Genomic DNA, 21635 nt, shown 5'->3' with positions numbered 1-21635 from the left:
GAGGAACCGGGCGGCTACGACTACTCGCCGACGAGCCGTTCGACCATCCGCTCGGGATCGAACCGTTCGATGTCGTCGTAGCCCTGACCGGTACCCAGAAAGAGGATCGGCTTGCCCGTGACGTAGGCGATGGAGATGGCCGCGCCGCCGTTGGAGTCGGCGTCGGCCTTCGTGAGGACGGCCCCGTCGATCTCGGCGGCGTCGTTGAACGTCTTCGCGCGCTCAACGGCGTCCTGGCCCGCGACGGCCTCGTCGACGAACAGCGTCATATCGGGGTCGACGACGCGGTCGATCTTCTCCAGCTGGGCCATCAGATCGTTCGAGGTGTGGAGCCGACCCGCGGTGTCGCCGAGCACGACGTCGACGTCGTGGGCCTCGGCGTACTCGACGGCGTCGTAGAGCACGGCCGCGGGGTCGCCGCCCTGCTCGTGGGTGATGAGCTTCGTGTCCAGGTTCTCGGCGTGTTTCTGGATCTGCTCGTTCGCGCCGGCGCGGTAGGTGTCGCCGTTCGCCATCACGACCGAGAGGCCCTGGTTCTCGAAGTACCGGGCCATCTTCGCGATGCTCGTCGTCTTGCCGACGCCGTTGACGCCGGTGAAGACGATCGTCACCGGCTTCTCGCTCTCTGCGACGCGCTCGTCGAAGTCGAACTGCCCGACGCTGATCACCTCGTAGAGGGCGTCGTGCAGCGCGGTCTGGACGAGTTCGCCCGTGGTCTCGACCTGCGCGCGCGTCTCGCCGATCATCTTCTCGCGGATCGTATCGAGGATCTCCTCGGCGACGTTCATCTCCACGTCGCTCTCGAGAAGCGCCATCTCCAGTTCCCACAGGGGATCTTCGAGGTCTTCCTCCTCGATGATGATCTTCCCCGTGGCGAACGCCGCCGCGCGCTTGAGTCGGCCGGGCCCCGAGTCGTCCGCCGCGTCCTCTTGGAGCGCGGCGGCGGCTTCCTCGGAGGCGAGAGACTCGGTCCCGTCGCTGTCGCGTTCGGAACCGTCGCCCTCGGCGGGCTTCGCTTCGGAGTCGTCGACGGTCGTCGCTTCGACGTCGTCGATGGTCTCATCGTCGGCGACGGCCGTTGCTTCCGAAGCGTCGCTGGCGGCCGATTCGGCATCGACGCCCACCGACGGAGCCGTTGAATCCGCCTGCGAGCCCGGAGACGCGTCCGGGGACTCGGTTTCGGGGGATTCAGCGTCGGCGGCGTCGCCGGAGGCGGCCGGTTCGTCGTCGAGGTCGGCCTCCTCAGCCGCGTTCTCCTCGGCCGTCTCCTCGACGTCCTCCCGGAAGCTATCGAGTTTCTTCTTTAATCCGTCAAACATTGGTGTCTGCTTCGCCTGAACGTGCTACCGCGGACTGCTCACTCGCCGTCGCCTTCGTCCATCTGCTGCATCTGCTGCATCTGCTGTTGCTGCATCTGCTGTTGCATCTGCTGGGCCTGCTGTTCGAGCTCCGAACTCTCGGATTCGAGTTCGGCGATGTCCTCGCGCACCTCGTCGATGCGGTCGTCGAGCGCGTCCTGCTTCGTGTGCAGGGCGTCGACCGCGTCGTCGGCGGACTGCTCGGCCGCGAAGTCGCCGCCGAGGCCGACGATGACCTCGTCGATGTCCTGGACCTCCGCGCGGACGTACGCACCGCCGCCGAGCGGGACCTGGACCGTCGAGCCGCTCTCGAGCGTCTGGATCGCCTCGACCGCCTCGTCGATCTCGGTCTGTTCGGTCTGGAGGTCGTCGACCTGGGACTCCAGCTCCTCGATCTCCTCGTCGATCGCCTGCAGTTCCTGGGAGAGCTGCTGGAGTTGCTGCTGACCGCCGCCACCCATCATGCTGCGACCTCCTCGGCCTCGGCGACCTCGTCGAGTTCGATCTGCGTGCGCTTCAGTCCGTGCTGGCTGCCGATGTTCGCGTACACGCGCTCTCGAGCGACGTTCTCGTTGGGCGCCTCCACGCTCGTGGTGAACTCGCTGAACCCGTCGCGGCTCTGGAACCGGCCGCTCACAGTAAACTGACTCATACCGCTTGATTCCCGAGCGACGGGGAAGTATCTTCCTACTCGGGATCCCGCGATCGGCGGGCATCGAGCCGTGAGAACCGCTCTCAGAGCTACGCGGGAGCAACGTAACGGAAAACGGCGAGCTGGGACGGTCGAACGTTACTCGAGGTAGCCGAGCGCGTCCTCGATCCGACTCAGCTCGGGGCCGGTCGTGTCCTCGCCGGCGACGTAGCCGGCCTCGTTGGCGACGAGGCCGGACCCGACGAGAGGCGCGCCGTAGTTGACCGTGCCGATGTCCGCGCGGACGTCGAGATGCGCTTCGAGCGCCTCGAGTTCCGGCTCGCGGGACTTCGGGTGACAGAGCGCGCCGTCGTTGGTCGCGACCGCGGCCGTCCCGACGGTCTGGACGTCCGCGAGCGAGCCGTGCTCGACGGGGACGTCGAGCGTCGACTCGACGACGTCGACCGCCTCCGCAGAGAGGTCCGGGTGGACGTACGCGCCGTAGTCGTTCGCGAGGACGACGTTGCCGGCGGCGTTGATGCGACCGGGCAGTTCGGCGACCGGGAGTTCCGCCGCGGACTCGATCGCCTCCTTCTCGCGCTCGGTGGCCCGACTCGTCACGAGAATCCCGTTCTCGTTGCCGGTCGCGAGCGCGCCGACGGTCCCGGAGCCGCCGACCGTGGTCGCGACTGCCGGGACGTCGAGCTCTTCGGTCATCGCGTCGACGACGTCGGACTCGGCGTCCGAGCGGACGATGAGGACGTGATCCGTCGCGCGGGCGAACACGCCGACGTACGGCGACCCGGCGAAGGAGGCGCGGAGCACGCTACTCTGCGATCTCCGCCTCGACGATGGACTCGCCGTCCTCGTCGAACCGGGCAGCGCGGACGCGGAGCTTGCTCGGGGGCTTCTGCTTGCCGCGGGCCCACACCGTCTCGTTGAGCGAGGGGTCCAGGCGGACGGCGTCTTCGTCCACCTTGAAGTGCTTCGCGAGGTGCTCTCGGATCAGGGACATCGCTCGTCCGGCGCGTTCGTGGCCGGGAACCGCCTTGACGTCCCGAAGCGGTACCGTGACGACGCGCTCTTCGAAGTCGCTGGCGCTCATCCTTACTCGTCCGTGTTACTGCGACGCCAGTTGCGGCGCTTGGGATTTCGCGTGACTTCCATGTCCGTCTTCATCATCACCCAGGCCGGAACGCGCGTGTTCTGGCGCTCCAGCTTGGCCAGGCGCTTCTTCTTGGCCTTCGATTTCTTACCCATAGTGGTCGCTTCTACCCCCGGACCGCATAAAATCTTGTTCCTTCGAGGCTGCCAGACGTGCGAGCGGATATCACCCGTTTCGAAGCCGTCTCACACGCGGGTATGCGAACAGTTTTCGGCGGGGTCCAGTCCGGCTTCGACGGGGTCCAGTCCGGCTTCGACGGGGTCCAGTCCGGCTTCGACGGGGTCCAGTCCGGCGCGTCGGAGTCGAGACGTTCAAAACGGCCCGGTGCGTCCGGTCGGTCGATGCGAACCCTCCGCCCCCTCGTCTTCCTGCTCGTGGCCGCGATATGGGGCACCGGGTTCGCCGTGACCGAGGTCGGGCTCAGGTGGCTTCCGCCCGCCCTCTTCGCCGCGTTCCGGTTCGATCTGGCGGCGGCGCTCCTCTTCGCGCTCGCCGTCTGGCGCGGGAACCGACTCCGCCCCGCCGGCCGACGCGAGTGGTGGCCGATCGTGACCGGCGGCGTCCTCCTGATCGGCGTCCACCACGCGCTGCTGTTCGCCGGCCAGCAGTACGTCCCGAGCGCCGTCGCCGCCGTACTCCTCGGGCTCATCCCGATCGTCACGCCCGCGCTGACCAGGCTGTCGACGACCCGGGAACGGCTCACACCGATCGGGTTGCTCGGCGTCGGGCTGGGGTTCCTCGGCGTCGTCACCATCGCGAACCCCGACCCGTCGAACCTCGTCGGGTCGGACCTCCGGGGCGTCGCGCTCGTCCTCGGATCGGCGCTCGCCTTCGCGTTCGGCGCGGTACTGACCCACGACGCGACGGCTACGATGCCGATGCTGGCCGAGCAGGCCTGGATGATGCTCGTCGGCGCGGTCGTCCTGCACGCGACGAGCGCGCTCCTGCCCGGCGAGTCGCTGTCGGGCGTGGTCTGGACGTCCGCCGGCGTCTTTTCGATCGTCTACCTCGCCGTCGTCGCCGGCGCGGCCGGGTTCGCGCTGTACTTCTGGCTCCTCCGCCGCGTCGGGCCCGTCGAGGTGAGCCTCCTTGAGTACGTCATTCCGCTCTTCGCCGCCGTCGTCGGGTGGGTCGCGCTCGGTGAGGCGATCGCACCGACGACTGTCGCCGGATTCGCGATCATCTTCGCCGGGTTCGTCCTCGTCAAACGTCAGTCCATCCGGACCGGACTCCGGGAGTGGCGCGATCGATCGATCACGGCGACGCAGCGCGCGGACTGAGAGTTTCCGTCGATACAGCGGTCGACACGTCGTCGTGACAGTGTGTACGGGAAAACGGGGTCGAAGAGGCACTCACAGCCCGACCGACGCGACCGTCTCGTAGACCGGACCGTCGTCGGTCAACGTGCTCTCGGTCAGGCGGATCTCCGAGACGCGGAACGAGCCGAGGTCCGGATCGCTCTCGCGGACGACACGCTGGACCAGGTCCTTCCCGCGCGCGTCGTCCATCCGAGCGAGCGTGATGTGCGGCGTGAACTCGTGGTCGTCGCCCTCGAATCCCAGCGCCGTCAGTTGGTCTTCGACGCTCTCGTGCAGTCGCGTCGTCTCCGCGGCGCCCCCGCCGTCGCGGACGCCGACCCAGACGACGCTGATGTACTCCATCGCGGGGAAGACGCCGAAGCCGCCGACGCGGAGTTCGAACGGGTCGACGCCGGCGGCGGCGACGGCGCGCTCCAGCGCGTCTTCGATCTCTTCGGCTCGGTCGGAATCCGTGTCGCCGAGGAAGAACAGCGTCAGGTGCGCCCCCTCGGGGTCGACGAACCGAAGCCCCTCGGCGTCCGCGAAGCGTTCCTGGGCTTCGGCGACGGCCTCGGCGAGTCGGTCCGGGAGGTCGATGCTGACGAACAGTCGCATACCGGTACGTGAGCGCCGCAAGACGTAAAATCACCGCGTGACGCAGTGCTTAACCGTCCCGATACCCAATCGAGGTGTATGACAGACGGCGAGCGAGACGACCACGAGTTCTCCTCGGGGCAGGGCTTCGACGAGGACTACGAGGAGTTCACACTCGACCCGCCGGAGCTGAAGGTCGACCCGACAAAGGTCGACCCCGTCGACACGCGGGTTCTCACCGACGAACTCGACCGGCGAAACATCGCCTCCGACGAGGTCGACGTCGAGCAGCTGATCGACGTCGGACTCTCCTACATGCAGATCAACCGCTTCGAGGAGGCCACCGAGACCTTCGAGCGCGCGGCGCGCTTCGCCGACGAGGAGTCGCTGGAAGCGCAGGAGGCGTGGGTGAACAAGGGTGCCGCCCACGCCGAGTTGGAGGAGTGGGACGAGGCGATCGGCGCGTATCGGGAGGCGCTCCGCGCCAACGAGGACTCCGAGCACGCCGCGTCGGCCGAGACGAACCTCGCGTACGCGCTCTGGAGCGCCGGCGAGATCGAGGCGGCGCTGCGCCACGCCGAGCGCGCCGTCGAGATCGACCCGCGCTTCCCGCAGGCGTGGTACAACCGCGGCTTCTTCCTCGCCGAACGCGGCCTCAACGAGGAAGCGGTCAACGCCTTCGACAACGCCATCCGACTGGGGATGCGCACCGCCGACGTCCTCGAAGAGAAGGCCGCCGCGCTCGAAGAACTCGGCGAGGACGAACAGGCCGAAGAGGTCCAACAGCAGGCGAACGAACTCCGCCAGGAACGCGAACAGGAGATGTTGCAACAGGGGCAGGAGCAACGAAAGCAAGGCCAGCAGCAACAGCGGCCACAGGACCGCCAGCGACGCCGGTGACGGTGATGCTCCTCCGCGAACGACAGACGTCCGACGGTCTGCTCGTCTCCGTCTGCGACGCCGAGTGCCTCGGGGAGACCTACGCCGAGGGCGAGATCGAACTCGACGTGACCGAGTCGTTCTACGGCGGCGCGGACGCCGTCGAGGCCGACGAGGAAACCGTCGTCGCCAGCCTCACCCGCGCCAGCGTCGCCAACCTCGTCGGCGAGCGCGCCGTCTCCGTCGCCATCGACGCCGGCATCATCGACGAGGAGCGCGTGCTCTCGATCGACGGGACGCTGCACGCGCAACTCCTTTGGATGTAATCCCACCTTTTTGCTGACTCGGGTGCGCCTCCGGCGCACCGCTCGTTGCAAAAAGCTGGACCAAAAAGACGCCGCTCGCTCGGCCTTCGGCCTCGCTCGCGGAAGAATATCCTGGAAACAGCGGACGAGACAGCTACTCTACAAGAGGGATTTTATCTACAGATCTTCGGATCAGTTGAAAATAGACGACGCTTGCAGAACAGATAGTTCGCCTCACACCTTCTGACAGAACGGCCTTGTAACCAACACCGGTTGCATTTTCCCGCCCAGACCGAAGCCGTGTTAGTGCTGCGGCCGTTATCAGCCCTCAATGAGAACGCAGGAACAGTATCCGATCGACGTGGAAGCCATCCGCGAGGACTTCCCGATCCTCGATCGGCAGGTCGGCGGCGACATCGAGACGCCGGGCGAGGGTCCCGACGACACGCGCCCGCTCGTCTACCTCGACAACGCGGCGACCAGCCAGACGCCGAAGCCCGTCGTCGAGTCCATCGTCGACTACTACTACGGCTACAACTCGAACGTCCACCGCGGCATCCACCACCTGAGCCAGGAGGCCTCCGTCGCCTACGAGGAGGCCCACGACCGCGTCGCGGAGTTCATCGGCGCGAACGGGCGAGAAGAGATCGTCTTCACGAAGAACACGACGGAGTCGCTGAACCTCGTCGCCTACGCGTGGGGACTCGCCGAGTTGGGGCCGGGCGACACGGTCGTCCTGACGGAGATGGAGCACCACGCCTCGCTGGTCACCTGGCAGCAGATCGCGAAGAAGACCGGCGCGAGCGTCGAGTACATCCGGGTCGACGGCGACGGACGGCTGGATATGGACCACGCCGCCGAGCTGATCGACGACTCGACCGCGATGGTCTCGGCCGTGCACGTCTCGAACACTCTCGGGACGGTCGTCCCCGTCGGCGACCTCGCGGACCTGGCGCACGAACACGGCGCGTACATCTTCGTCGACGGCGCGCAGTCGGTTCCGACCCGGCCGGTCGACGTCGAGGCGATCGACGCCGACTTCTTCGCCTTCTCGGGGCACAAGATGCTCGGTCCGACCGGGATCGGCGTGCTCTACGGGAAAGAACACATTCTGGAAGAGATGCAGCCGTACCTCTACGGCGGCGAGATGATCCGAAGCGTCACCTACGAGGACTCGACGTGGGAGGACCTCCCCTGGAAGTTCGAGGCCGGCACGCCCGTCATCGCGCAGGGGATCGCGCTCCACGCCGCGATCGATTACCTCGACGAGATCGGAATGGAGCGCGTCCAGGCGCACGAGGAACTGCTCGCGGAGTACGCCTACGACCGACTGAGCGAGTTCGACGACGTGGAGATCTACGGCCCACCGGGGGACGAGCGCGGCGGGCTGGTCGCGTTCAATCTCGACGGCGTCCACGCCCACGACCTCTCCAGCATCCTCAACGACCACGGCGTGGCGATCCGCGCCGGCGACCACTGCACGCAGCCGCTGCACGACAAACTCGGCATCGCCGCCTCGACCCGCGCCTCGTTCTACGTCTACAACGAGAAGTCCGAGATCGACGCGCTCGTCGACGCCGTCGACGACGCCCGGCAGCTGTTCGCCTGATCCTCGGGCCTCGTTTCCGGCGGTCGGATCCACCGTCCCCGAAGCTCTTTGTGGCTGTCTCGTGACCTCCCGGCACCGATGCCCACAGTCGGTCGATTCCTCGTCGAGACGATCCAGCGGACGATCAACGAGTTCGCGATGGGGCTGCAGGAGGCCGCCCCGAAGGTCCTGACCGGCCTCGTGTTTCTCACGATCGCGTATCTGGGAATCCGGCTGCTTATGCGCGTCATCCGCCGGGCGCTCGACGCCGTCTATCCCGACGAACAGCGCCTCATCGTCGACCTCGGCGTGACCGTCGCCGGCGTCTTCCTGTGGTTCGGCGTCGGGCTGACGCTCCTGAACATCTTCGGTATGGGCGAGATCGCCGCGAGCCTCGGGACCGCCGCCGGCTTCGTCGCGCTCGGCGTCTCCTACGCCCTCTCGAACATGATCGCCGACACCGTCGCGGGCGTGTACCTGCTCCGCGATCCGGACTTCAACCCCGGTGACGAGGTGAAATCCGACCCCGTCACCGGCGTCGTGACGGCGATCGAACTCCGGAAGACCCGATTCAGAAACGAGGAGGGCGACACCGTCGTCGTCGCGAACCGCGACGTCGAAAAGAAGTGGACGCAGTTGGTCGGCGACGACGACGCTACAGCAGACGCCTGAGCGAGATCACGGCCACCATTCCGACCCCGAGCGCCAGGAGGACGCTGTCGGTCCGTCGGGCGACGAACAGGACTGCAGCCGCCGAGACGAGACCGGGAACCCCGAACTCGGACAGCGTCGGGACGAGCAGCGAGATCACGACCGCACCGGGGAGGGCGTCGAGCGCCGCCTCGGTTCGTCCCGAGAGTTCGACTCGACCGAGCAGCCAGAGCCCGCCCGCTTTCGTCGCGTACGTCGCGACGCTCATCGCGAGGACGACGGCGACGACCGTCGGATCGAGGTCAACCATCGTACCACGCCGCCTGCAGGAGACTTCCGGACAGGCCGCCGCACAGCACGTACCAGTATCCGGGGAGTAAGCGAGCGGTCAACACCGCAACCACGGCGGCGACGGTCCACGCGGGGAGGCTAGACCGACCCTCCCAGAGTTCGGTCACGAGGACGAGAAAGACCGCCGTGAGGACGAAATCCAGGCCGAACCGAGCGGGCCGCTCGATACTTCCGCCAACCGTAACGCCGAGCAACGTGGCGAGGACCCAGAACGTCCAGATCGCGAGGCCGCTCCCGAGCAGGAAGGCGCCCTGGCGACCGCCGGAGCGCAGTTCGCCGATCGTGAGCGCCCAGTTCTCGTCGGCGGTGAAGAACGCGCTCGCGTACGCTTGTATCGGCGAGAGATGCCGGAACCAGGGCCGGAGCGCCGCCCCCATCAGCAGATACCGGAGGTTCACGACGAGCGTCGTTCCCACGACCGCGAGGATGGGAATCGGCTCCGTCCAGATCTCTATCGCGACGAGCTGGGCCGCCCCGGCGAGCACGGTCGCGCTCATCAGTGTCGCCTCGGCCGCGCTGAGGCCCGCTCGATCGGCGAGAACACCGAAGACGAATCCGTAGCCCGCGACGCCGAGCGCGATCGGCGTACAGCGGACGAAGCCGGCGCGGAGCCCCGCCGATGAAAACGACATCGACTCGATCGGTTCGGGCGCGTCCGGTGCGTGATCGTTCCGCTTCTGACTCATCAGCGGGATCGTCTTGACGGCACCGGACCCTAAACGCTCGGAGAAGAGGATTTCTCCGCTTGGGGGTCCGTCTACGGAGCGTTCCAGACGTCCGCTGTGGCCACCTGTCGAACGAGTCGTCGCCCGCGGTCGGTGAGGGTATAGCGACCGTCGTCACGGTCGACGAGCCCGTCGAGTTGCCGAAGGTGATAGTTCAATCGCCCCTTGTCACGGATCGACAGTTCCGCCCGCAGGTCGGCGTACCGAACGTCTCCGGGGCGCTGGTGAAGCGTTGCGAGGATTTCGAGCCGAATCGGGTTCGAGAGGACATCGAGCGTCTCGGAGACGCCCTCGATCTCGGTGGTCCGGAGCGACGAGGACTCCGACGCGTCGGGGTCGCTGAGCCACGTAGGGATCGCCATCGGTCCCCGTCGTGTCCGAAGAACCGTAGAGATATCGGTACATCGAGACGGCTGGAGTCTCCCGCCAGACAGCGTTCGTCGCGACCGCCCGTGCGTGGCGGCGGAACTCTTTTGCGCGAGACAGGCCTACCTCAGGCAACAATGGGAATGGGCTCGGATATGTATCGGCAGCAGATCCTGGATCACTACAAGAACCCCCGGAACAAGGGCGAGATGTCCGATCCGGACTTCTCACACACCGGGGAGAACCCCTCCTGCGGCGATACGATCACGGTGAACGTCAGTCTCGAAGACGACGGGGAGACCATCGAGTACGTCACGTTCACCGGCGACGGCTGCGCGATCAGTCAGGCCTCCGCGAGTATGCTTTCGGAGAAGCTCCGCGGGCTGACGCTGTCGGAACTCGAAGCGATGGACACCGACGACGTGACAGATATGCTCGGCGTCGACATCTCGCCGATGCGGATCAAGTGCGCCGTGCTCGCCCGGCAGGTGGCCCAGGACGGCGCGAGGATCCACGAGGGCGACGTCGACATCGACGAGACGACGACTGAAGAGGACGACTGACCCCGACCTGCCTCCCCCACCTTTCAGCCCCACCTTTTTCCGCCTCGGGTGCGCTCCGCGCCGGCTTCCAGCGAGCGGTTCACTGACGAAGCCGTCGAAGACGGCAGAGTCGGTCCGCTTGGCAGTGAGCGAGGGCCTGTGACGAGTTCTGTGAGACCCCGTTATTCGCCTGAGCCGTCCCCACTGTCAAGTTCCTCCTCCAGTTCCGCGACGCGCTGTTCGAGTTCGGCTATCCGCTGTTGCTCGGAGCCGGATTTCCCGGAGCCGCGGCGAGCGAGGTACGCAATCGCTCCGATGATCACGACGAGCCCCGTTCCGAAGATGAGAAAGATGAGGCCAACGATGAGCAGTTCCGGCCCGCCAGGCACTTGCAAGGGAACCATCGTACGATAGAACACACTCAGTAATAATATAATTGTATTGAGCATCCGCGAGCGAACGCAGTGAGCGAGCGGTTCACCGCCGACGAACGGCCGAAGGCCGTGAAGTCGGCGGCACTTTTCCCTCTAGGTTTTTGCGCGGAGGGTTCCCGCAGCGAGCGCAGTGAGCGAGGAAACCCTCCGCACAAAAAGGTAGATGTTTATTCGGGCTTCAGGCCGCCGTCCTGGACGCGCATTATGGCCTCGCCGTCGGCGAGGTTGGGCGCGTCGACGAGTTTGACGATCCGCTTGTCGCCCTTCGACTTCCGGAGGTACATCCGGAACGTCGAGGTGTGCCCGAGGATGTTGCCGCCGATCGGCTGCGTCGGGTCGCCGAAGTACGAGTCGGGGTTGGAGGCGACCTGGTTCGTCACCAGCACGGCCGTGTTGTAGAGGTCGCCGATGCGCATCAGGTCGTGGAGGTGCTTGTTGAGCTTCTGCTGTCGATCGGCGAGTTGTCCCCGGCCGACGTACTCCGCGCGGAAGTGCGCGGTGAGCGAGTCGACGCAGAGTAAGCGGACGGGGAACTCCGCGTCCTCGTTGTCGCGGGCGATCTCCTTGGCCTTCTCTGCGAGGAGAATCTGGTGGTTGGAGTTGAACGCCTTCGCGACGTGGATGTGATCGAGGAAGCTGTCCAGGAGGTCGCTCATCGTCTCCTCGTCGCCGGGCGAGCCCTCGATCTCGCGTCGCTCCAGGAGGTCGGCGACGATCTCGTCGTCGAGGCCGCGGATCATATCGTCGATCCGCTCGGGGCGGAACGTGTCCTCGGAGTCGATGAAGATGCACGAGCCCTCGAGCCCGCCGTGTTCCTGCGGGAGTTGGACGTTGACGGCCATCTGGTGAGTGACCTGCGACTTGCCGGCACCGAACTCGCCGTACACCTCGGTGATCGACTGCGTCTCGATACCGCCGCCCAGCAGTTCGTCGACCTCGGGGATCAGCCACGAGAGCTTCCCGATCTGCTCGCGCCGTTCGAGGACGGTCGCACCCGTCTCGAAGCCGCCGATGTCGGCGGCGTCGCGCGCGGCGTTGATGATGTCGGCCGCGGTCGACTCGCCGACGTCGGCGGTGTTGGACATCTCGCCGGGACTCGCGACGGCGATCGCCTGGTAGCTCTCGAATCCGGAATCGACGAGTTTGTCTGCGGTCGCGGGGCCCACTCCGGGAAGACTCTCGAGGTCGTCTTCTGGCATTGTATCCACTGCTGGGTCCCACTCGCACATAAACCCTCGTTAACACCAGAGTGGAAGTGGAAACGCGCGACTGAGAGGACGCTCGTGGTGCGAGTCAGCGAAGGTTCAAACCGAAGGCCGCGAGTTACGCGTCGTCGCCGCGGAGTATCGACGCCACGTCGGCACTGACGGGTGGGACCGCGCGGCACGTTTCGGCGACGACGACGTACCCGGCGGCCTCGCGCTCGGCGAAGTCAACCCGCGTGTCGTCCTCGTATCGAGAGATCTGATCGTCGATCCAGCGCAGCTCTCGGGCGAACCGCGGGAGGACCGCGTCGACGACGAGGCGATTTCGATCCGCCTCGCGAGCGGCGCTGATCGCGTCGATGGCGTCGGTACGGAGTTCGGCGACGTCGTCCACCTCGTCGACGGCGACGTCGTCGCCCCCCTCGAGTCGTTCGCGAAGCGCCTCGAACGCGCGGAGGTACACGAGCGTTCCCGTCGCGTCGAGCGCGGCGCCCGCGAGTGACGGCGTCTCCTGCTCGTCGCCGCGGTCTTCGGTGCGCCACCGCGCGTTCCGGAGGATGTCGTCGAGTGCGATCACGCCGGCGGTCTGGCCGACGTCCCGGTCCAGGAGGGACGTCGGATCGTCGGCCTCTTCGGGGAGCGACTCGCCGCGGGTCCGGACTCGCTCGTCGAGGGCGTCTCGCGCGGCCGCGAACCGCTCGCGGAGGGTCGCCTCCCGCGCGAGGCTCTCGCGAAACTGATCGAAGTAGTACGAGGCGACCGCTACCGAAGTCCGCGCGCGTTCGACGTCGGCGGCAACGTCCCCGAATCTGAGCGGCTGTTCCGCCGCGTATTCGAGGTCGCGCTCCCGGAACGACAGCCAGTTCCGCGCGCCGCGGATCGCGCGCTCGATCTCCGCGTGGACGATCGCCGCCCGCACCGGGTCGTCGCCGACGTACTCCCATCGGGAGGTGAGCGCGTCGACGTCGGCGTCGACGGTCGATCGTGACTCGCGGAGGTCATCGACGGTCGCGTCCCCCTCGATCGCGCGCCAGGCGGTCTGTACCTCGTGTGCGCTCGCCCGGGCGTGAGTCGTATGCTCGAGCCGTTCGTGAGCCGTCCCGGTTCCCGAAGACGCGCTGATCGACTCGCCTGCGGCCTCGTACTCCCCGTTCATCCGTTCGCGGATCACGCCGTTCGGTATCTCCGCCTCGTCGAACGGCGCGGGCACCGAGTCGAGTTTCGCCTCGGCGACCTCGCGCTGTTCGGCGACGAACGACGCCTCGATGTCGACCGGGAGCGTCTCGGCCACCTCGGGAGCTCCGTCGTCGACGACGGCCGCGAGCGCGTCGCCGTCGACGGTCGCCGGTCCCGATCCGGGGAGCTGATCGAGACATCCCGCGAGAGACGTGAGCCCGAGCGCGCCTGAGAGCGCCAGCAGCTCTCGGCGGCCGATACGACCGTCTCGTCGAGAGTCCGCGGGTGTTCGGGTCACGCTCCCTCCCCGGTCGCCATCGATTCACCCGTCGGCGTTCGACAGGGACCGCTGCCGCCGCTAGATCCGTAGCTCCGGACGTCGTCGGGGTTCAGCGCGGCCGGGATGCGGATGAGGTTCGTCACGAAGTCGTCGGCGTCGGCCTCGCAGGCGACGTCGGCATCCCGAAGGATCCGCGCGTAGTCGGTCTCGATCTCCGAGTCGGTCCACCGGACCCAGCAGAGCCGTCGTTCGTAACACTCGGGAACGACGTGCCCCTCGACGTACACCGATTCCGACTCGAAGTCGGTCTCCTCGAGGAGCGCGCGGGCCTCGTCGGCGCCATCGACGTCCGCGAACGTGAGCGACGCGGCTCGTTCGGCGTCGACGACGAGGTCGTGTTGCCAATCGTCGAACCGCCGAGTGCCGGCGGTATCGCTCTCGGACGCGTCCGTCTCCGAGTCCCGCTCCTCGACGATCGGGGCCAGTTCGGAGTTCCGGAGGCTGACGTGCGTCGGGTCGGTCAGGGCGTCTTCGGGCGGGGAAGCGTCGGGTCCGACGCTGGCGGTGCCCGAGGTAGAACCGCTGCCGCCGCAGCCGGCGAGCGCGGACGCGCTGAGGGCGGCAGCGACCGACTGGAGGAGCCGACGTCTAGTCGGCGCGGGCGTAGTGGAGGGCATCGAACGAAACTACTCGGGAGGGGAATAAAATAGCCACGGGAACGGCCACTGCCGGTCCGACGAGCGTTTATGTACGATCGGGCGGCCAGACGCGGCGTGCGCTAGAGATCGCCCCGCGTCGAGCCGCGGTTGCTCGGCACGTCGACGCGGGTGACAAACGCCGCTCCTAGACCGACCAGATCCGATCGGCGTCGAGAAAACCGTCGTGCCGACTGTTCGCCAGGTCCCTCCAAACGATACGTCCGCACCCACAGCCCGTCTCACTCCCAGGGGTGGCCGCCTGCCGTATCGGGCCACATCGGGTACCAGTAGGACTCGTCGTCCTCCAGTCCCAGTTCGCCGTCGAGCATCGACTCCAATTTGAACTCCAGGCGCTGGTTCCGCTCCTTGCCGGACTTCGGTGCGAACGGGTAGTACGCGCCCCGCCGGAACGAGTAGATCCAGTAGGCGCGGTCGGCGTCGCCGTCGTCGTCACCACGACGGTCTCCGGTTCGCTCGAAGCCGAAAACCGCGGCGAGGATCCGAGAGCCGTAGCCGCGTTCGATGAACTCGTCGGCGGCGAAGTGGACGCTCGTCACCAGGTCCTCGGGATCGTCGTCGCGGAGGACGACCCACTCCCAGCCGTGGCTGTCCTCGCGGAGTTCGAACGCCGTGCCGGTCTCCTCCTCGCCGGCGCGGAGGATCGTTTCGACGTCCTCGACGGTCTCGGCGAAGTCGGTGCTGTCGACGCCGGAGAAACAGAGCGCCGCGGCCCCGACGGAGGTGTATCCGAGGTCGGCCTCCATCGTGACGTAGGCCGTGCTCATCCCGAAGAGGTCCTCCGGGTCGGCGTCGCGGGTCGCGTCCGCCTCGGCGCTCGTCCCGAGGACCGATCGGATCGCGTCGAAGATGCCCATCAGCGGGGAGCCTCTGTTAGCGACATCTCACTGAGACTCCAGTTCCCGTTCGAGGTCGCGCAGGCGGTCGACGCGCTTTTCGGTCGCCGGGTGGGTACTGAACAGTCGGCCGATGACGTCGCTCTTCAGCGGTACGATGAAGAACGCGTTCATCTCCGACTGCTCGCGGAGGTCCTCCTTCGGGACCTTGTCCATCCGACCGTCGATCTTCAAGAGCGCGGAGGCGAGCGCCGAGGGGCGTCCCGTGATCAGCGCGCCGCCGCGGTCGGCCGCGAACTCGCGGTACCGCGAGAGCGCGCGGATCAGGAAGAACGAGACGATCCAGACGACCAGCGAGGCGACGATAGCGACGAGGAACCCCCCGCCGCCCTGTCGGTTCCGGCCGCCGCCGAACCAGAATCCCATCCGGACGATCATGAACGCGACCGTCGAGAGGAACGACGCGATGGTCATCACCATCACGTCGCGGTTCTTCACGTGCGCGAGCTCGTGGGCGATCACGCCCTCCAGTTCGTCGCGGTCGAGCGTCCGGAGGAGCTCGGTCGTCACACAGACCGTCGACTTCTTCTGTGAGCGTCCGGCCGCGAAGGCGTTCGGGACGCGCGAGTCGGCGACGGCGACCGTCGGTTTCGGTAGGTCGGCCTGCTGGCTGAGCCGCGAAATCGTCGCGTGGAGTTCCGGATACTCGTCTTCGGACACCTCCTTCGCGCCCATACTGTACAGCGCCAGTTTGTCGCTGAAGAAGAACTGTGCGAGGACGAACACGCCCATCAGCGGGAGGAAGACGAACGAGTCCGTCTGCCACAGCGCCCCCACGAAGACGAGATAGAGGGCGAAAAGCAGGAACATCGTCAGGACCATCCGGCCCCTGAGTCCCCAGTCGGGTTTCCACTCCATACCCCGCCTACGGCTTCGGGGTAATAAACGGTGTTGCAGAGGCAGACGCCAGTTGGGCCGACGGGGAGATAGCACCGCCCCACCCGACGCGCTTCGTCGCGCTTAACCGACTCGGTCGTCTACGGACACCGATGAGTTCGGGAGACTTCTGTCCTCGCTGTGGCGACCCGGTTCCGGAGCGTGAGGACCCGCTTCCCGGCGAACCCCGCGAGCGCGACGCCGTCCTCTGTGACGACTGCTACTTCGAGGACTTCGACCTCGTCGACGCGCCCGACCGGATCGAGGTCCGGGTCTGTTCGCAGTGCGGCGCGGTCCACGAGGGCAACCGCTGGGTCGACGTCGACGCGGAGGATTACACGGACGTCGCGATCGAGCAGGTGACCGAGGCGCTCGGCGTCCACCTGAAGGCCGAAGACATCCGTTGGGGCGTCGAACCCGAGCAGCTCGACGAGAACACTATCCGGATGCACTGCACGTTCGGTGGGGTCGTCCGCGACACCTACCGCGAGGAGAGCGTGACCGTCCCGGTGTACATCTCCCGGCAGACCTGCGACCGCTGCGGCCGGATCGCCGGCGGTTACTACGCCAGTATCGTCCAGGTGCGGGCCGACGAGCGGACGCCCACCGCCGAGGAGGAACGGCGCGCGGTGGAGATCTCCGAATCCTACGTCGCAGAGCGCGAGGCGACCGGCGACCGCGAGGCGTTCATCTCCGAGATCACCGAGACCGACGACGGCACCGACATCAAGATATCGACGAATCAGATGGGCGGCGGCGTCGCAAAGCGGATCGTCAGGGAACTCGGCGGCAACGTCGAGGAGTATCCGACGCTCGTGACCGAGGACGGCGACGGCAACGAGGTCTACCGGGTGACCTACGCGGTGCGTCTCCCGAAATTCACGCCCGGCGACGTGGTCGATCCCGACGACGACGATGGGCCGGTGCTGGTCAGGAGCGTCCGCGGGAACCTGAAGGGCGTTCGACTCGCGACCGGCGACCCCTACGAGGCGGCCTTCGAGGAGGGCGAGACACCCGACGCCCGCTTGGTCGGGACCGCCGATGACGCAACCGAGACGACGGTCGTGGCCGTCGAAGACGAGTACGCGATTCAGGTGCTCGATCCCGAGACGTACGAGTCGAAGACCATCTCGCGGCCGTCGTACGTCGACAGCGACGCCGACACCGTCTCGGTGTTGAAGAGTCGCGCCGGACTGCACATTCTCCCCGACGAGCGCGGCGAATAGCGGCGAGTCGGTTGCTACGTCAAAAACGAGTGGCCGCCGAGACAGGGCGAACGAGCGACCGATAGCAACCGGACGGGTCGCCTCAATCCCCCGAAGCGGTCATTCCGCCGTCCGCGAGCGCATCTGATTCTCGCGAACCGTGATACCGTGCCGCACGAGCGCAGTGGCGAACGCGTCCGTCGAGCGGCCCGCCCGAGACGCCGCCTGTGAGAGCGTCAGTGTTCCGTTCCGGTACAGGGTCATCGCCGTGTTCAGCCCGTGGGTATACATTGCGGGACATTCGTCTCCACGAGGTGAGGAGTGTTAAGTATTCTGTGTTATACCGTCTCAAAGAGACAGTGTGATCTCACTATAGGAAACGAACGTAGCGAATTTATCGATATTAGAACCTATATCTAAACCTAAATTAACATTCATTAAGTACTTGTTTCGGCATCGAGCGGATTCGCTGTGAAGTTACACACCAGCTTCCTGGCACGCGTCACCGACGAGCGAAAGAATTGAATCGATGGAGGACGAACGCCGGATATGGATCGACAGCAGGTGCTCGCGTTGATACTCGTCCTCCTGATGGTCGGTTCTTCGTTCGCCTACGGAGCAGCGCTCCTTTTGTGAGTAGCCGAACCGACTGCGAGAGTCCGATCCCTCGGGGAGCGATCCCGTCCTATCCGTCGCCCCAGACGTCGGAGAGCGGGTGACTCGATCGGTCGTCGTCATCGCCATCGGAGACCGAGCGGTCGATGCTCGATTCGTTCGACTGCGACGATTCCGACCGCGTCTTCGAGCGTTCCCGACTTCGGTTCGACGTCCGGCGGCGATTCGTCGCCGACGATTTCGAGCGGCCCGATCCCGAAGCTGAACCAGGCGCACCGCCGGCCGCGACCTGATCGAACTCGGGGAGGTCCGGTTCCGACAGTCGGTCGACCTGGTCGCGAAACCAGCCGGGCATATCGCTCCGCGTCCGCTCGAACAGGTCGAGCAGCGACGAGTCCGCGAGGTAGGTCGCGCCGTAGTCGTCGGGCGCGCGGACGACCCGACCGCAGGCCTGGATCACGGTCCGGAGCGCCGCCCGTCGGTACCACGACCACTGCCCCTCTTCGAGGCGACGCGCGACCCGCGAGTCGTTCGTGTTGAGATAGGGGGCCTTGCAGACGACCTGCCAGCGGCAGAGATCGCCCGTGAGATCGAGCGCCTCCTCCATCTTGACCGAGAGGAAGACGTCGGAGTCGTCGGTCGCCTTCCACGAGTCCAGTTCGGCGTCGCGGTTCTCCCGGTCGTGCGCCCGGACGCGACCCCCGAGGCCGAGTTGGGCCAGTCGGCGACGGAGTTCCGACTGGATCGCGTAGGAGTGACAGTGGACGAGACCCTTCTCGTCGGGGTGGTGCGCCATAATCCGGACCAGCGTCCGGGCCACCTTCGGGAGCGTCTCGTCTCGCTCGTCGTAGGTCATCTTCCCCCGCGTCACGTCGTACAGCGGGCGGTTATCGACGGGAAACGTGTGCTCGACGTCGACGAGGGCGACGTTCGCGGGGTCGAGGCCGACGCCCCGGCAGAACGCTTCTTTATTGAGGATCGTCGCCGACAGGAGCGCGAACTTGTTGCCGCGGTCCCAGACGGTGTGATGCAGGTACCGCGCCGGATCGAGCGGCTTGATCGTGATCGCACCCCCCTCGCCGTCGGGCTGATCGACGACCCAGGTCGTCGGGCTCTCCGGGTTCCGGTAGTCCTCGACGAACCACTGAAGCTCCGAGCGAAGCTCCTGCAGGCGGTCCCGACGCGCCGCCTCTTCGGGCGTCAGTTCCGGCTTTCTGAGCAGTTCGTCCTTCGCGCGCTCGACCGCGCCCGCCAGCGTCTCGGCGAACCGGACGGTCCGTTCGAGGGGGTCGCCGTCGGCCGCGACGTCCGGGATCCCCACGTCGTCCCAGACCGGCACCGTCCGGGGGTTCAGATCCACGGTCGCGTACATCTCCGCCCATTCAGCGAGACCGTGGGCCTCGTCGATCACCACGACGTCGCGCTTGCGGAAGACCTCGGAGCCGGCGGTCTGCATGAAGTACGCCAGCGTCATCGCCGCAATTCGGCGGTTCGAGGCGATCGCGCGGTCCGAAAAGTACGGACAGCGATGCCGAACGGAACAGTCGAAGCCCGCCTGTCTGGCGCACGGCGCGCGGTCGACCGGCGTGTCGGTCTCGCCGTTCAGGATGCACGTGTAGTTCGACTTTCCCCTGATCACGTTCAGGTCGTCGAGGAGCGGATCCTCCGCGACGTCGTCGAGCTGAGAGACCTGCGGCGTCGTGTAGTACGCGTCGGTCGCCTCGGCGGGCGAGACATCGTCCGTCGTCGCGGCCGCGCCGGCGATCGCCCGCGCGAGAAGCGACTTCCCGCTCCCCGTCGGTGCCCGGACGAGCACGACGTCGTTCCCGGCGGCGAAGGCGTCGCGGATGTCCGAGAGCGCTTCCTCCTGCGCACCGCGGTAGCTCGGGGCCGGAAACGACGAGGGGATCCGATCGGGGTCCACACTGGCTCTGTGGCGCTCTCGGGTAAAAAGGTTCAGACGCGACAGCCCTGAGGGGAAGCGACGCGACGGCCCCGACTCGGATCGGGCGATTGCGGCCGAAGAACCGCCGCGAATTCGGGAGGGACCAACCGACGCGGATGGGAGTCCCGCGAGTGGAACGAGCGGGACATCGGGAATGGAAGGGGCGCGCGCTCGACGAGCGAGACGACGTAAGCACCGCAGCGGAGCGAGGAGCGCAACGAGTCGCAGCCGTCGAGCGCGCGGGGGCTTCCGAAGTCGTCTCGGTCGCAGTCGTACCGGAATGAGTACCGACAGAACCAGGGTATAGACGCAAACTACAACTCCCCCGGGTTCGCTTCCCCTGTATGTTCGCCAGCGTTCCGGATCTGCTTCGACTGGCCGTGCTCCCGGTGCTCGGGTGGGCGGCGTGGCGGGACATCGAGACCAGACGGGTGTCCACCCGGACCTGGTACCCCCTCGTCGGCCTCGGACTCCTGCTCCTCGCGTGGGAATCGGTCGGCCACCTCGCGCTCGCGACCTCCGCCGACGTGCTGTTCTTCGTCCGCGTCGCCATCAGCCTCTTTCTCGTCGCGCCGATCGCCTACGGCTTCTGGTGGATCGGCGGCTTCGGCGGCGCGGACGCGAAGGCGCTCATCACGATCGCGATCCTCCTGCCGACGTTCCCGACGTACTACTTTCTCGGGTTCACGCTGCCGGAGGTCGTCACCACGCTGGGCGTCTTCTCGATGACAATCCTCACGAACACGGTCGTCCTCGCCGCCGGCTACCCGCTGGCGCTCGGCGTGCGAAACGTCCTCGCTGGCGACGTCCGGTTCCCGGTATCGTTCCTCGGGACGCGGATCACCGTCGACGGGCTCTCCGACGCGCACGGCCGCCTGTACGAGACGCCCGAGGGCTTCTCGCGGAACGGCCTCGACATCGACGCGCTGCGGATGTACCTCCGCTGGCGCGGGCTGAGCCTCGACGAGTTGCGAGCGGACGCCGACCAACTCCGCGATCCGGAGAGCGTCGGAGAGACGTACGATCCGACGGACGGAGCGGTCGGTGTCGAGGGCGACGGCGGGAGCGAGAGCGCCCCGAAGCCGAGTAGCGACGCTCCAAGCGTCGAATCCGACGGCGGAATGGCCGCCGAGAGCGACGGCGGGGACGCGGGCACGGCAGCCGAAACCGACGATTCGTGGGCCGCCGAGGCCTTCCTCGACGGCATCGACGGAAGCGCCTACGGCACGACGCCGGAGAAGCTCCGCGGCGGGCTGGAGGTCGTCGCCGAGCGCGATGAGGTCTGGATCTCGCCGGGGATCCCGTTCCTCGTGCCGATGTTCGTCGGGACGCTGCTGGCGTTCGCGTACGGCGACATCGTCTTCGGTGTCCTCGAAGCGCTCGGCGTCCTGTGACGCCGTTCCGACGTCGACGCCGGCGGGGGGCAAAAGACCTATCGGCCGGACTCCCGTCGATCGAACCAATGACCGACGACGTCGAGGTCGACTTCGGCGCGGACGGACTCGTCCCCGCCGTGGCACAGGACGCCGACTCCGGCGAGGTGTTGATGCTCGCGTACGTCTCGAGGGAGGCGCTCGAACGAACGCGCGAGACCGGACGCGCGCACTACTACTCCCGCAGCCGTGACGAGCTCTGGGAGAAGGGTGCGACGAGCGGGCACACCCAGTCGGTCGAGGAGATCCGCGTCGACTGCGACGCGGACACGCTGTTGTACCTCGTCGAGCAGACCGGCGGCGCGTGTCACACCGGCCACCGCTCGTGCTTCTACCGTACGGTCGACGGCGAGCACGTCGGCGAGCGCGTGTTCGACCCCGACGACGTCTACGAGTGAGAT

General features: G+C 66.8%; 27 protein-coding genes. 9 read left to right on the top strand and 18 right to left on the bottom strand.

Annotated features, from left to right (window positions below; translation table 11 throughout):
* Positions 1 to 20: 20 nt before the first annotated feature.
* The 6 genes from ftsY to NO876_RS00830 form a co-directional block, all read right to left on the bottom strand.
* The gene (gene ftsY / locus NO876_RS00855) at positions 21 to 1319 is read right to left on the bottom strand and encodes a signal recognition particle-docking protein FtsY (protein WP_256419786.1); all 1299 of its coding nucleotides are present in this window, start codon (positions 1317 to 1319) and stop codon (positions 21 to 23) included.
* A gap of 38 nt (positions 1320 to 1357) precedes the next feature.
* Positions 1358 to 1822 carry a prefoldin subunit alpha gene (gene pfdA / locus NO876_RS00850; RefSeq protein ID WP_256419785.1) on the bottom strand — a complete coding sequence of 155 codons (465 nt, stop codon included), beginning with the start codon at positions 1820 to 1822 and terminating at the stop codon, positions 1358 to 1360.
* The gene (rpl18a, locus tag NO876_RS00845) at positions 1819 to 2010 is read right to left on the bottom strand and encodes a 50S ribosomal protein L18Ae (protein ID WP_256419784.1); all 192 of its coding nucleotides are present in this window, start codon (positions 2008 to 2010) and stop codon (positions 1819 to 1821) included. Before rpl18a ends, pfdA begins: the two co-directional genes overlap by 4 nt.
* Positions 2011 to 2148: 138 nt before the next feature.
* Positions 2149 to 2814, bottom strand: a complete 666-nt coding sequence (locus NO876_RS00840; RefSeq protein WP_256419783.1) for a translation initiation factor IF-6 — start codon at positions 2812 to 2814, stop codon at positions 2149 to 2151.
* A gap of 1 nt (position 2815) precedes the next feature.
* Positions 2816 to 3094 carry a 50S ribosomal protein L31e gene (locus tag NO876_RS00835; RefSeq protein ID WP_103991009.1) on the bottom strand — a complete coding sequence of 93 codons (279 nt, stop codon included), beginning with the start codon at positions 3092 to 3094 and terminating at the stop codon, positions 2816 to 2818.
* 2 nt (positions 3095 to 3096) lie between these two features.
* Positions 3097 to 3249, bottom strand: coding sequence for a 50S ribosomal protein L39e (locus NO876_RS00830; RefSeq protein WP_103991010.1), 153 nt, complete (start codon positions 3247 to 3249; stop codon positions 3097 to 3099).
* Positions 3250 to 3495: 246 nt separating this feature from the next.
* On the opposite strand from NO876_RS00830, the gene NO876_RS00825 reads away from it, so the two are divergent.
* Complete coding sequence (locus NO876_RS00825; RefSeq protein ID WP_256420231.1) at positions 3496 to 4434, top strand: DMT family transporter; 939 nt, start codon at positions 3496 to 3498, stop codon at positions 4432 to 4434.
* A 72-nt stretch (positions 4435 to 4506) separates the two neighbouring features.
* Here the strand turns inward: NO876_RS00825 and thpR are convergent, their stop codons facing one another.
* Positions 4507 to 5067, bottom strand: coding sequence for an RNA 2',3'-cyclic phosphodiesterase (gene thpR / locus NO876_RS00820; RefSeq protein ID WP_256419782.1), 561 nt, complete (start codon positions 5065 to 5067; stop codon positions 4507 to 4509).
* Positions 5068 to 5145: 78 nt separating this feature from the next.
* Here thpR and NO876_RS00815 point away from each other — a divergent pair, with 78 nt between their 5' ends.
* The 4 genes from NO876_RS00815 to NO876_RS00800 all read left to right on the top strand — a co-directional run bounded on the left by NO876_RS00815 (position 5146) and on the right by NO876_RS00800 (position 8490).
* Positions 5146 to 5946, top strand: a complete 801-nt coding sequence (locus NO876_RS00815) for a tetratricopeptide repeat protein (RefSeq protein WP_256419781.1) — start codon at positions 5146 to 5148, stop codon at positions 5944 to 5946.
* 5 nt (positions 5947 to 5951) lie between these two features.
* Positions 5952 to 6251, top strand: coding sequence for a DUF424 domain-containing protein (locus NO876_RS00810; protein ID WP_256419780.1), 300 nt, complete (start codon positions 5952 to 5954; stop codon positions 6249 to 6251).
* Positions 6252 to 6561: 310 nt separating this feature from the next.
* Positions 6562 to 7839 carry a bifunctional cysteine desulfurase/selenocysteine lyase SufS gene (gene sufS / locus NO876_RS00805; RefSeq protein ID WP_256419779.1) on the top strand — a complete coding sequence of 426 codons (1278 nt, stop codon included), beginning with the start codon at positions 6562 to 6564 and terminating at the stop codon, positions 7837 to 7839.
* A gap of 78 nt (positions 7840 to 7917) precedes the next feature.
* Complete coding sequence (locus NO876_RS00800) at positions 7918 to 8490, top strand: mechanosensitive ion channel family protein (RefSeq protein WP_256419778.1); 573 nt, start codon at positions 7918 to 7920, stop codon at positions 8488 to 8490.
* Here the strand turns inward: NO876_RS00800 and NO876_RS00795 are convergent.
* From NO876_RS00795 to NO876_RS00785, 3 genes are all read right to left on the bottom strand, one after another.
* Positions 8474 to 8779, bottom strand: coding sequence for an AzlD family protein (locus NO876_RS00795; RefSeq protein WP_256419777.1), 306 nt, complete (start codon positions 8777 to 8779; stop codon positions 8474 to 8476). The two genes, NO876_RS00800 and NO876_RS00795, sit on opposite strands and share 17 nt — an antisense overlap.
* On the bottom strand, positions 8772 to 9506 hold the full coding sequence (locus tag NO876_RS00790; protein ID WP_256419776.1) for an AzlC family ABC transporter permease: 735 nt from the start codon (positions 9504 to 9506) through the stop codon (positions 8772 to 8774). The genes NO876_RS00795 and NO876_RS00790 overlap by 8 nt, the downstream gene beginning before the upstream one ends.
* 71 nt (positions 9507 to 9577) lie before the next feature.
* Positions 9578 to 9907, bottom strand: a complete 330-nt coding sequence (locus tag NO876_RS00785; protein ID WP_256419775.1) for a DUF7347 domain-containing protein — start codon at positions 9905 to 9907, stop codon at positions 9578 to 9580.
* Between the two features lie 141 nt (positions 9908 to 10048).
* On the opposite strand from NO876_RS00785, the gene sufU reads away from it, so the two are divergent.
* Positions 10049 to 10474, top strand: coding sequence for a Fe-S cluster assembly sulfur transfer protein SufU (gene sufU / locus NO876_RS00780; RefSeq protein ID WP_256419774.1), 426 nt, complete (start codon positions 10049 to 10051; stop codon positions 10472 to 10474).
* A gap of 161 nt (positions 10475 to 10635) precedes the next feature.
* Here the strand turns inward: sufU and NO876_RS00775 are convergent, their stop codons facing one another.
* The 6 genes from NO876_RS00775 to htpX all read right to left on the bottom strand — a co-directional run bounded on the left by NO876_RS00775 (position 10636) and on the right by htpX (position 16018).
* Positions 10636 to 10857: a DNA-packaging protein FI gene (locus NO876_RS00775; protein WP_256419773.1), complete on the bottom strand. Its 222-nt coding sequence runs from the start codon at positions 10855 to 10857 to the stop codon at positions 10636 to 10638.
* Between the two features lie 197 nt (positions 10858 to 11054).
* Positions 11055 to 12086, bottom strand: coding sequence for a DNA repair and recombination protein RadA (gene radA / locus NO876_RS00770; RefSeq protein ID WP_256419772.1), 1032 nt, complete (start codon positions 12084 to 12086; stop codon positions 11055 to 11057).
* 124 nt (positions 12087 to 12210) lie between these two features.
* Entirely contained in the window at positions 12211 to 13566 is a 1356-nt protein-coding gene (locus NO876_RS00765) for a hypothetical protein (protein ID WP_256419771.1), read from the bottom strand.
* Complete coding sequence (locus tag NO876_RS00760) at positions 13563 to 14225, bottom strand: hypothetical protein (protein ID WP_256419770.1); 663 nt, start codon at positions 14223 to 14225, stop codon at positions 13563 to 13565. The genes NO876_RS00765 and NO876_RS00760 overlap by 4 nt, the downstream gene beginning before the upstream one ends.
* A gap of 260 nt (positions 14226 to 14485) precedes the next feature.
* Positions 14486 to 15121 carry a PspA-associated protein PspAB gene (gene pspAB / locus NO876_RS00755; protein ID WP_256419769.1) on the bottom strand — a complete coding sequence of 212 codons (636 nt, stop codon included), beginning with the start codon at positions 15119 to 15121 and terminating at the stop codon, positions 14486 to 14488.
* A gap of 27 nt (positions 15122 to 15148) precedes the next feature.
* Entirely contained in the window at positions 15149 to 16018 is an 870-nt protein-coding gene (htpX, locus tag NO876_RS00750; RefSeq protein WP_256419768.1) for a zinc metalloprotease HtpX, read from the bottom strand.
* A gap of 131 nt (positions 16019 to 16149) precedes the next feature.
* On the opposite strand from htpX, the gene NO876_RS00745 reads away from it, so the two are divergent.
* Positions 16150 to 17262: a 60S ribosomal export protein NMD3 gene (locus NO876_RS00745; protein WP_256419767.1), complete on the top strand. Its 1113-nt coding sequence runs from the start codon at positions 16150 to 16152 to the stop codon at positions 17260 to 17262.
* A gap of 99 nt (positions 17263 to 17361) precedes the next feature.
* Here NO876_RS00745 and NO876_RS00740 read toward each other — a convergent pair whose 3' ends face one another.
* Together NO876_RS00740 and NO876_RS00735 are read right to left on the bottom strand one after the other, a co-directional pair.
* On the bottom strand, positions 17362 to 17532 hold the full coding sequence (locus NO876_RS00740) for a DUF7317 family protein (RefSeq protein WP_256419766.1): 171 nt from the start codon (positions 17530 to 17532) through the stop codon (positions 17362 to 17364).
* Positions 17533 to 17926: 394 nt separating this feature from the next.
* Positions 17927 to 19780 carry a helicase C-terminal domain-containing protein gene (locus NO876_RS00735; RefSeq protein ID WP_256419765.1) on the bottom strand — a complete coding sequence of 618 codons (1854 nt, stop codon included), beginning with the start codon at positions 19778 to 19780 and terminating at the stop codon, positions 17927 to 17929.
* Positions 19781 to 20145: 365 nt separating this feature from the next.
* Here NO876_RS00735 and NO876_RS00730 point away from each other — a divergent pair, with 365 nt between their 5' ends.
* Both NO876_RS00730 and hisI read left to right on the top strand, forming a co-directional pair.
* Positions 20146 to 21195 (top strand): A24 family peptidase C-terminal domain-containing protein, encoded by a 1050-nt coding sequence (locus tag NO876_RS00730; protein ID WP_256419764.1) that lies wholly within the window; start codon positions 20146 to 20148, stop codon positions 21193 to 21195.
* Positions 21196 to 21263: 68 nt separating this feature from the next.
* Positions 21264 to 21632: a phosphoribosyl-AMP cyclohydrolase gene (gene hisI, locus NO876_RS00725; protein WP_256419763.1), complete on the top strand. Its 369-nt coding sequence runs from the start codon at positions 21264 to 21266 to the stop codon at positions 21630 to 21632.
* The last annotated feature ends 3 nt before the right edge of the window (positions 21633 to 21635 follow it).

The sequence above is a fragment of the Halobellus rarus genome (assembly GCF_024494595.1).
Taxonomy (GTDB): domain Archaea; phylum Halobacteriota; class Halobacteria; order Halobacteriales; family Haloferacaceae; genus Haloquadratum; species Haloquadratum rarum.
The sequence above is the reverse complement of the archived record's forward strand: the minus strand, read 5'-3'. Positions and strand labels throughout refer to the sequence as shown.

What these genes read in the sequence shown, in the direction of transcription:
- NO876_RS00825 (WP_256420231.1), top strand. Translation starts at nt 3,496, where the DNA reads ATGCGAACCCTCCGCCCCCTCGTCTTCCTGCTCGTGGCCGCGATATGG.
- NO876_RS00745 (WP_256419767.1), top strand. Translation starts at nt 16,150, where the DNA reads ATGAGTTCGGGAGACTTCTGTCCTCGCTGTGGCGACCCGGTTCCGGAG.
- rpl18a (WP_256419784.1), bottom strand. Translation starts at nt 2,010, where the DNA reads ATGAGTCAGTTTACTGTGAGCGGCCGGTTCCAGAGCCGCGACGGGTTC.
- NO876_RS00740 (WP_256419766.1), bottom strand. Translation starts at nt 17,532, where the DNA reads ATGTATACCCACGGGCTGAACACGGCGATGACCCTGTACCGGAACGGA.
- NO876_RS00795 (WP_256419777.1), bottom strand. Translation starts at nt 8,779, where the DNA reads ATGGTTGACCTCGATCCGACGGTCGTCGCCGTCGTCCTCGCGATGAGC.
- radA (WP_256419772.1), bottom strand. Translation starts at nt 12,086, where the DNA reads ATGCCAGAAGACGACCTCGAGAGTCTTCCCGGAGTGGGCCCCGCGACC.
- NO876_RS00785 (WP_256419775.1), bottom strand. Translation starts at nt 9,907, where the DNA reads ATGGCGATCCCTACGTGGCTCAGCGACCCCGACGCGTCGGAGTCCTCG.
- NO876_RS00835 (WP_103991009.1), bottom strand. Translation starts at nt 3,094, where the DNA reads ATGAGCGCCAGCGACTTCGAAGAGCGCGTCGTCACGGTACCGCTTCGG.
- NO876_RS00790 (WP_256419776.1), bottom strand. Translation starts at nt 9,506, where the DNA reads ATGAGTCAGAAGCGGAACGATCACGCACCGGACGCGCCCGAACCGATC.
- NO876_RS00775 (WP_256419773.1), bottom strand. Translation starts at nt 10,857, where the DNA reads ATGGTTCCCTTGCAAGTGCCTGGCGGGCCGGAACTGCTCATCGTTGGC.
- NO876_RS00800 (WP_256419778.1), top strand. Translation starts at nt 7,918, where the DNA reads ATGCCCACAGTCGGTCGATTCCTCGTCGAGACGATCCAGCGGACGATC.
- pfdA (WP_256419785.1), bottom strand. Translation starts at nt 1,822, where the DNA reads ATGATGGGTGGCGGCGGTCAGCAGCAACTCCAGCAGCTCTCCCAGGAA.
- NO876_RS00730 (WP_256419764.1), top strand. Translation starts at nt 20,146, where the DNA reads ATGTTCGCCAGCGTTCCGGATCTGCTTCGACTGGCCGTGCTCCCGGTG.
- sufS (WP_256419779.1), top strand. Translation starts at nt 6,562, where the DNA reads ATGAGAACGCAGGAACAGTATCCGATCGACGTGGAAGCCATCCGCGAG.
- NO876_RS00815 (WP_256419781.1), top strand. Translation starts at nt 5,146, where the DNA reads ATGACAGACGGCGAGCGAGACGACCACGAGTTCTCCTCGGGGCAGGGC.
- sufU (WP_256419774.1), top strand. Translation starts at nt 10,049, where the DNA reads ATGGGAATGGGCTCGGATATGTATCGGCAGCAGATCCTGGATCACTAC.
- thpR (WP_256419782.1), bottom strand. Translation starts at nt 5,067, where the DNA reads ATGCGACTGTTCGTCAGCATCGACCTCCCGGACCGACTCGCCGAGGCC.
- NO876_RS00810 (WP_256419780.1), top strand. Translation starts at nt 5,952, where the DNA reads ATGCTCCTCCGCGAACGACAGACGTCCGACGGTCTGCTCGTCTCCGTC.
- pspAB (WP_256419769.1), bottom strand. Translation starts at nt 15,121, where the DNA reads ATGGGCATCTTCGACGCGATCCGATCGGTCCTCGGGACGAGCGCCGAG.
- NO876_RS00760 (WP_256419770.1), bottom strand. Translation starts at nt 14,225, where the DNA reads ATGCCCTCCACTACGCCCGCGCCGACTAGACGTCGGCTCCTCCAGTCG.
- ftsY (WP_256419786.1), bottom strand. Translation starts at nt 1,319, where the DNA reads ATGTTTGACGGATTAAAGAAGAAACTCGATAGCTTCCGGGAGGACGTC.
- htpX (WP_256419768.1), bottom strand. Translation starts at nt 16,018, where the DNA reads ATGGAGTGGAAACCCGACTGGGGACTCAGGGGCCGGATGGTCCTGACG.
- hisI (WP_256419763.1), top strand. Translation starts at nt 21,264, where the DNA reads ATGACCGACGACGTCGAGGTCGACTTCGGCGCGGACGGACTCGTCCCC.
- NO876_RS00830 (WP_103991010.1), bottom strand. Translation starts at nt 3,249, where the DNA reads ATGGGTAAGAAATCGAAGGCCAAGAAGAAGCGCCTGGCCAAGCTGGAG.